Origin of the sequence: Limnofasciculus baicalensis BBK-W-15 (assembly GCF_024178385.1) — a bacterium.
Classification (GTDB): domain Bacteria; phylum Cyanobacteriota; class Cyanobacteriia; order Cyanobacteriales; family Coleofasciculaceae; genus Limnofasciculus; species Limnofasciculus baicalensis.
Window position 1 is genome coordinate 1 of the sequence record NZ_JAMZMM010000346.1, and the last position, 6,564, is coordinate 6,564.

Below are 6,564 nucleotides of genomic sequence, written 5' to 3' on the forward strand. Positions count from 1 at the left end.
GTCCAGATGCAATAGAACGATAAAATCAGAACAATTTGTTAACGTCATATCTCTTAAGATGGATATTAAAGAGTTTTTTGAGCAGAGTGCAGGAAAATGGTTTTCTCAACGAACCAGTCAGCATCTAGAGTTTAGGCAAGCAGAGAATGGTAAGTCAACGATAGTGATGGAAATGCTGGCGGCTGACGATCCAGAGGTAATTAAACTCTGTCAACAGTACCACATCGATCCAAAACTGGCTTTGTGTGGGACTAAGATTACTTGGGATGGCACGATAGTTTGGGATAAAACCCAGCAACAACAACGTGGTGCAAATGTTCTGGTACTAATCCCAGACTCAGACAAACCTCATCAAGGGAAGTTATTGCGCTCAATGGGCTATGGTAAAAAAACTGCTGTTGTCAGTCGCTACGCCCTTGGCAGGGATGATATTTTAACCCTAATTGCAGAGGATGAAACAATGTATTCTGAAGATCGGATTTGGTTTGCCAGCCCCAATTTGCGAATGCGTACCAATATCCTCAAGAATAGTGATGGTTTCAACCAAGCTTCCCTTTGTTCGGAAATTCGCTTAGGTGCTGCCTCACCGCCCCAGAAAGTAGAAGAAACTCCCAGTGCCATCAGATTTTATAGTTAGAAGGGGGAGATATAGCTCGGCTAGGACAAGCCTAGCCGATTGCTAATCTAAAATCTGTTACTAATTGAAAGTTATGACTTTATTAGACAATGTAAGACTTGCAATAAATCCTAAGCATCAGGTTTGAGCGTTTTTTTAATTTACTAAAGGAGTTCCAACAGCTTCAAAGTCAGGAAAATAAGGTTGAGGAAAAGGAAACGGTGACTATTTAAAGAGGATAACTTCTAAAGCAACATTATGGACGATGGCGAGATTGGCGCTGAGTCTTTTTCTTCTTTTTTGGTAATACCTTACGGGTACGCTGGCTCTTTTGGGAGCCTTTGAGCAGTTTTTTGTAAGTGGAAGTTGTCCAGTCACTCACAATATGGGCAATTGCCCCTAATTCTAAACCTAAAAATAGAGCAATATACTCTTGGCGATACTGAAATTGCGATCGCGCTATCTGAGGAGCCAAATCTTGCCAACTCCAAGGAGTATAGCCCAAAAGTGCGATGACCATTACCCCCAATCCCCCCACCACCATTGCCCAAAACGCCAGATAAAGGATGCGCAAAGTAGTACCAATCACCAGCCCGTGAGAAAAAATCGAGCGGTGGCGCACCAGTTTTTGGTAAGGAATCCAAATCCACCGGAGCCAACCCCAGCGCTTGAAAGGGAGCGAATTGAGATCCAAATCTGGACTTAGCATCAGCCCGCTAAAGAGAAACCCCCCCGATACGATTAAAGTTAGCTCGCTACTTTTGGTGACAAATAGGCTTAAAACCGTTACTGCGGGCAGATTCCAGAGAGTTATGCGATCGTGTGTTCGACCGGATGGCATTTTTTGATAATTTTGTGCTATTCTAAATATCATACCGGGCGGTTAGCTCAGTGGTAGAGCGCTTGCCTTACAAGCAAGATGTCACTGGTTCGAGACCAGTACTGCCCATATTAAATAAGCTCAATTGCTACAATTGAGGACAGTTATCGTTACAAGACACAGTTTTTGAGTGTAAAGTGCAGTATGAGGCAGGTAATCCTGTATCGGGATGAAGATGGCTACTGGGTGGTAGAATGCCCAAGCCTCAAAGGTTGTGTTAGCCAGGGAAAGACTAAAGAGGAAGCCCTTTCTAATATCAAAGAGGCTATTACAGGTTACGTTGCTGCCTTGGAGGAGGATGGCTTGCCGATTCCAGAAGATAATTTTGAAACATTTCTGGTGGTTGTGTGAGTAAGCTACCTAGCATTTCAGGAAGAGATTGTGTCAAAGCCCTGCAAAAGGTAGGTTTTTACCAAAAGCGGAGGGAAAGCAGTCACGTCATTCTGCGACGAAACGATCCGTTCGCTCAAGTAGTTGTGCCAGATCATCAGGAGTTATCCAAAGGTACGTTACGGGCAATTATTCGAGATGCTGATTTGAGTATAGAGGAGTTCATTACATTACTGTAGGGTTGGTCCTTCACCGTTGTACACCAGCCAGAGTTGATCGCTAACTTGTTTTCATCCCCAGTCTAAAGACATGGGGTTTCCAATATCGAGGAATTTTTATGACTGAATTGCTTCGCCGTGTCATCGCAGAAATTGAAAAACTCCCAGATGAGCGGCAAGATGCTATCGCTACTCGTCTTCTAGCGGAACTCCAAGATGAGCAAGAGAAAATTCAGGTTACAGGACAATTTACCCCACCTCGTGATGAAGATCCGATTAAATTAACCGATGTCATACCGAGAGAACAAATAAATCTTTCTCCTATTCTGATTAGAGAAATTCCTTGGCATAACAAAAAACTACACTTAAAAACGCCGCTTCTTCTCACCCCAAAAATGGATGACGACACCGAAGAGCTTTATGTTGTAGAAGAGCCGGAAATTGGTCTTCACGTCTTTTCTTATACCCGCGAAGACTTAATTGACGAAATTAACGAACAACTTGCCATGCTTTGGGAAGAGTATGCTGTCACCACAGATGAACTAGCCACAGATGCACTGACTTTGCAAGCAAAACTGCTAGCAACTATTGAAGAGGTAGAGAATGCCGCGTCCCAAAAGTAAAGTAGAATCTGCCTTATTAGCCAAGGGATTTCAAAAAACAGAAAAGGATCATCATTATTTTATCTATTTCACCACGGATGGAAAAAAGACAACAGCTAAAACCAAAACAAGTCACTCTAAAAAGATTAAAGACATTCCTGATAATATCTTAAGGCAGATGGCAAAACAATGCTTTTTAACAAAAACTGAGTTTCTCAATTTCGTAGACTGTCCTCTCAATCGGGAGATGTATGAAGATATTCTACAAGAGAAAGGAATTTTAAATCCATCTGATACTTAGCTTAAATCAAACTAATAGTACTAGACTCATTATCTATTCCCACATCAATCTCTCCTGACGATAAGTGGGATCTAAGTTTTTCCTCACAAGTCTCCAAGTCAAACCAGAAAGTTGTGCCAACCCCAACTTCACTGACTAAGTTAACTTTACTATGATGCTTTTCAATAATATTTCTGACAATAGAAAGCCCCAATCCCGTACCTTCTAGGGTATGGACTTGGTTTTCTACCCGGAAAAAGCGATCGAAAATCGCTTCTTGATCTTCCTGCTCAATCCCAATGCCCGTATCCGAAATTTCCAGCCTTACCTTACGGCTTTCTTTATGATTATCCTGCTCATTATGAGCTATACTTGCTTCTAGTAAATAGGCACGAATTACTACTTTGCCACCTGATTCTGTAAATTTCATAGAGTTACCAACCAGGTTAGCCAAGACTTGGAGTAACAAATCGTAATTTCCTAAAACCGATGGCACATTTGCTTCAATTTCCTGAATAAGTTCAATCCCTTTATCGCGGGCATTTAACTGATAAGTTCTGAGGGTTTGCTCGATGGGTTGAGCAATGTCTACGGGTTCGAGGTGATGAATTCTACAAGCTTCAAGTTTTGATAAATCTAGAACATCATTAACCAGACGAGTTAAACGATCCGTTTCCCTAATTGTTGTTTCTAGAAACTCCTGACGCTGCTGTTGAGTGAGGTCTTCATCGTATTCGTGGAGGGTTTCGATAAAAGATTTGATATTAAATAAAGGCGTTCTCAGTTCGTGGGAAACATTACTAATGAACTGACTTTTTGCCTCATTAAGTTCCACCTCGCGAGTAATATCTTGCACCGTCATGGCAATACCCTTAATATTCTCACGGTATTGATCTAGAACTCTAGTTAGGAGAATGCGGACACTGCGGGGAGTTGGTTTGTCGAGGGTAATCCGGAATTCTTCACCTTCTTTAGAATCGCGTTCCGAATCTTGAGGTATTTCCCTGGCAATGCGATGAAGAGGTCGCGTTAGCTCCATACTGACAGATCTTGGTAAATGATCCAGGACTGTTTCTCCTGTAATATTACTGCTCTCCCAGCCAAAAATCCGTCTGGCAGTTGGGTTGACTAAAATTATTTTTAAATTAGTATCTAGTAATACAGCACCATCAGCAATTGTCGAAACTAAGGTTTCTAGTTTGGCTTTTTCAGAAGTCAATTCCTCAATATTTTGCTCTTCATAGCTTTCTAAACGTTCTGCCATCTCGTTGAAGCTGAAAATAAGTTCTCCGAGTTCTCCTCCGAGAGGCAAATCAATTCGCTGTTTGAAGTTGCCAGCGGCAATATTTTTCACACCTCTAAGTAATTCCTGAATAGGTTTGGTAATAACTAATGCGTTAAATACCGCACCCAAAATCACCATTACCCAGATGGAGATAAACACAGCAATAGTCACATCCCTAGTTAAATTAGAAGAAGCAACTACAGTAGGATTTGGATTAATGCCAATGGCTAAAACACCCAGATAATGATTTTCGTGGGTGAGGGGGACAAAGACATCAGTCACTTCTCCATCTGGGGTGATATGCTGCCGCACCATCGGCAATTCAGCATTTTTAGCATAATCTTCGGGTAGTTCAATCCGCCGTTGAATACTAAGGGCGTTGTGAACCTCCGGTTGAGAGAAGGGAATGCCAAAGAAAATACTGCCATCCTCGTCAGCATAGAGCATGTAGCTGACACTGGAGGTACTGCTATAGAAACGGTTAGAAAAATTAGCGACTTCTGTGAGATTATCTTCTGCAATTAAGGGGGCGACATTGGAGGCTAACAATAAAGCTAGGTCTCTTCCGAAGCGAGTATCATTAATTCTCGCATCTTGTTGAATGGTGTTCACCGCCCAAAAAGTCAATCCACTCATGAATAAGGAGACTACTAAAGTAGCCGCCGCCATCAATCTCGTCTGGAGTGTGAACTCTGACCACCAATGGGCAATTATTTCTCTTAGGATTTTTAGTAAAGCGAACAAAGTTGGTAAAACGTTTTGAGTTTTGTTAGCGAAGCGGGACGAAGTCCGTTTTGAGTTTTGAGCTAAAAATATTAATTCAAAACTATTGGATAAAGTGTTGAGTTTTGATGGTTGAGTATTGAGTTAAAAATCTTAATTCAAAACTCAACACTCAAAACTCAACACTCAACACTTATTTATTCGCGCGATGACCGATATCTTTACGATAGTACATTCCCTCAAATTCAATACAATTCATTCCAGAATAAGCTTGTGCGATCGCGCCTGCCAAGGTATCCCCTGTCGCGGCTACCGACAAGACACGCCCCCCATCGGTGACTTGTTGTTGCTCTTTGAGTCTAGTCCCGGCAGAGAATACCATAGTACCCTTTGCCTGAGCTTGTTCAATGCCGGAGATTGGGTTACCTTTTTTATAGGAACCTGGATACCCTTGCGCGGCGGCTACGACACAAGCTGCTGCCCCTGATTTCCAGCTAATCGGTGGCAAGTCATTTAGTTTCTTTTGGACGCAAGCTAAGATTAAATCCTCTAGGGGAGTTTCCAGTAAAGGTAGGATAGCTTGTGTTTCCGGGTCACCAAAGCGACAATTAAATTCCAGTACTGTGGGATTCCCTTGGGGAGTAATCATTAATCCGGCATAGATGACACCGCGATAATCGATGCCTCGTTGCCGCAGTGCGTCAACTGTGGGTTGGAGGATTTCTTTCTCAATTCGTGCCATTAATTGAGGTGTGACTAGGGGTGCTGGAGCATAAGCGCCCATACCTCCAGTATTTTCTCCGGTATCCCCTTCCCCAATCCGCTTGTGGTCTTGTGCAGGGGGTAATAGGCGAACAGTCACCCCATCTGTTAATGCCAATACTGACACTTCTTGTCCTGTCACACATTCTTCAACGATAACGGCATTAAAGTTATTTTTGAAGAGAAAGTCAACAGCGGCGACGGCTTCTTCAACGGTGGAAGCGACTGTCACGCCTTTGCCCGCTGCCAAACCATCAGCTTTGACGACAATGGGTGCGCCCTGTTTCCCGACAAAGGCAGTGGCTGAGGTAACATCTGTAAATCTGGCAAACTTAGGGGTGGGAATCCCTGCCGACTCCATTAAAGTTTTCGCCCAAGACTTACTCGCCTCAAGCTGTGCCCCTTCTTTGGTTGGCCCAAACACCATTAACCCTTTACTTTGGAGGTAGTCGGTGATACCTAATGCTAAGGGCATTTCCGGACCGACAATGGCTAATGAAATATTATGGACTAGAGCAAACCGCGCCATTCCCTCAAAATCATCAACCCGTAGGGAAAGATTCTGGCAACGGGGTAATGTTGCTGTGCCACCATTACCAGGAATGCACACAACCTGCTGAATCCGTTTAGATTGCAAGAGTTTCCAGGCGAGGGCGTGTTCCCTTCCTCCATAGCCAATCACCAAAATCTTCACTTTTGCTTCTTGCTCCAGAACAATTGAAAGTTACAGTTATAGGACTTAATAGCCGACATTACATCTACTGGTAATGGTGCGTTAGCAAAGCATAACGCACCCTACGGATTGATGCTTTGCGGGAGCATCCCACTTTGGCAAAGATACTCGTTTTTTGACAAAGTTTTTACCCCC

General features: G+C 43.1%; 8 protein-coding genes and 1 tRNA gene. 6 read left to right on the forward strand and 3 right to left on the reverse strand.

What is annotated here, in order from left to right:
- A partial coding sequence (locus tag NJ959_RS23985; protein ID WP_309242706.1) for a phycobiliprotein lyase occupies positions 1 to 637 on the forward strand: 637 nt, incomplete at its 5' end.
- A 235-nt stretch (positions 638 to 872) separates the two neighbouring features.
- Here the strand turns inward: NJ959_RS23985 and NJ959_RS23990 are convergent.
- Positions 873 to 1,490, reverse strand: coding sequence for a metal-binding protein (locus tag NJ959_RS23990; RefSeq protein WP_254014269.1), 618 nt, complete (start codon positions 1,488 to 1,490; stop codon positions 873 to 875).
- 3 nt (positions 1,491 to 1,493) lie between these two features.
- Here NJ959_RS23990 and NJ959_RS23995 point away from each other — a divergent pair.
- From NJ959_RS23995 to NJ959_RS24015, 5 genes are all read left to right on the forward strand, one after another.
- Positions 1,494 to 1,565, forward strand: a tRNA-Val gene (locus NJ959_RS23995).
- Between the two features lie 75 nt (positions 1,566 to 1,640).
- Positions 1,641 to 1,847, forward strand: a complete 207-nt coding sequence (locus tag NJ959_RS24000) for a type II toxin-antitoxin system HicB family antitoxin (RefSeq protein ID WP_254014270.1) — start codon at positions 1,641 to 1,643, stop codon at positions 1,845 to 1,847.
- A complete protein-coding gene (locus NJ959_RS24005) occupies positions 1,844 to 2,065 on the forward strand; it encodes a type II toxin-antitoxin system HicA family toxin (RefSeq protein WP_254014271.1) in 222 nt (73 codons plus the stop codon). The genes NJ959_RS24000 and NJ959_RS24005 overlap by 4 nt, the downstream gene beginning before the upstream one ends.
- Before the next feature lie 98 nt (positions 2,066 to 2,163).
- Positions 2,164 to 2,667: a hypothetical protein gene (locus NJ959_RS24010; RefSeq protein WP_254014272.1), complete on the forward strand. Its 504-nt coding sequence runs from the start codon at positions 2,164 to 2,166 to the stop codon at positions 2,665 to 2,667.
- The gene (locus tag NJ959_RS24015) at positions 2,648 to 2,947 is read left to right on the forward strand and encodes a hypothetical protein (RefSeq protein ID WP_254014273.1); all 300 of its coding nucleotides are present in this window, start codon (positions 2,648 to 2,650) and stop codon (positions 2,945 to 2,947) included. Before NJ959_RS24010 ends, NJ959_RS24015 begins: the two co-directional genes overlap by 20 nt.
- A gap of 1 nt (position 2,948) precedes the next feature.
- Here the strand turns inward: NJ959_RS24015 and nblS are convergent, their stop codons facing one another.
- Positions 2,949 to 4,955: a two-component system sensor histidine kinase NblS gene (gene nblS / locus NJ959_RS24020; RefSeq protein WP_373693706.1), complete on the reverse strand. Its 2,007-nt coding sequence runs from the start codon at positions 4,953 to 4,955 to the stop codon at positions 2,949 to 2,951.
- Positions 4,956 to 5,127: 172 nt separating this feature from the next.
- Positions 5,128 to 6,390: a phosphoribosylamine--glycine ligase gene (gene purD, locus NJ959_RS24025; protein WP_254014275.1), complete on the reverse strand. Its 1,263-nt coding sequence runs from the start codon at positions 6,388 to 6,390 to the stop codon at positions 5,128 to 5,130.
- Positions 6,391 to 6,564: the final 174 nt, after the last annotated feature.

Bases quoted from the DNA above. Each gene is read 5' to 3' on its own strand.
- NJ959_RS23990 (WP_254014269.1), bottom strand. From the start codon at position 1,490: ATGATATTTAGAATAGCACAAAATTATCAAAAAATGCCATCCGGTCGA.
- NJ959_RS24000 (WP_254014270.1), top strand. From the start codon at position 1,641: ATGAGGCAGGTAATCCTGTATCGGGATGAAGATGGCTACTGGGTGGTA.
- NJ959_RS24010 (WP_254014272.1), top strand. From the start codon at position 2,164: ATGACTGAATTGCTTCGCCGTGTCATCGCAGAAATTGAAAAACTCCCA.
- NJ959_RS24015 (WP_254014273.1), top strand. From the start codon at position 2,648: ATGCCGCGTCCCAAAAGTAAAGTAGAATCTGCCTTATTAGCCAAGGGA.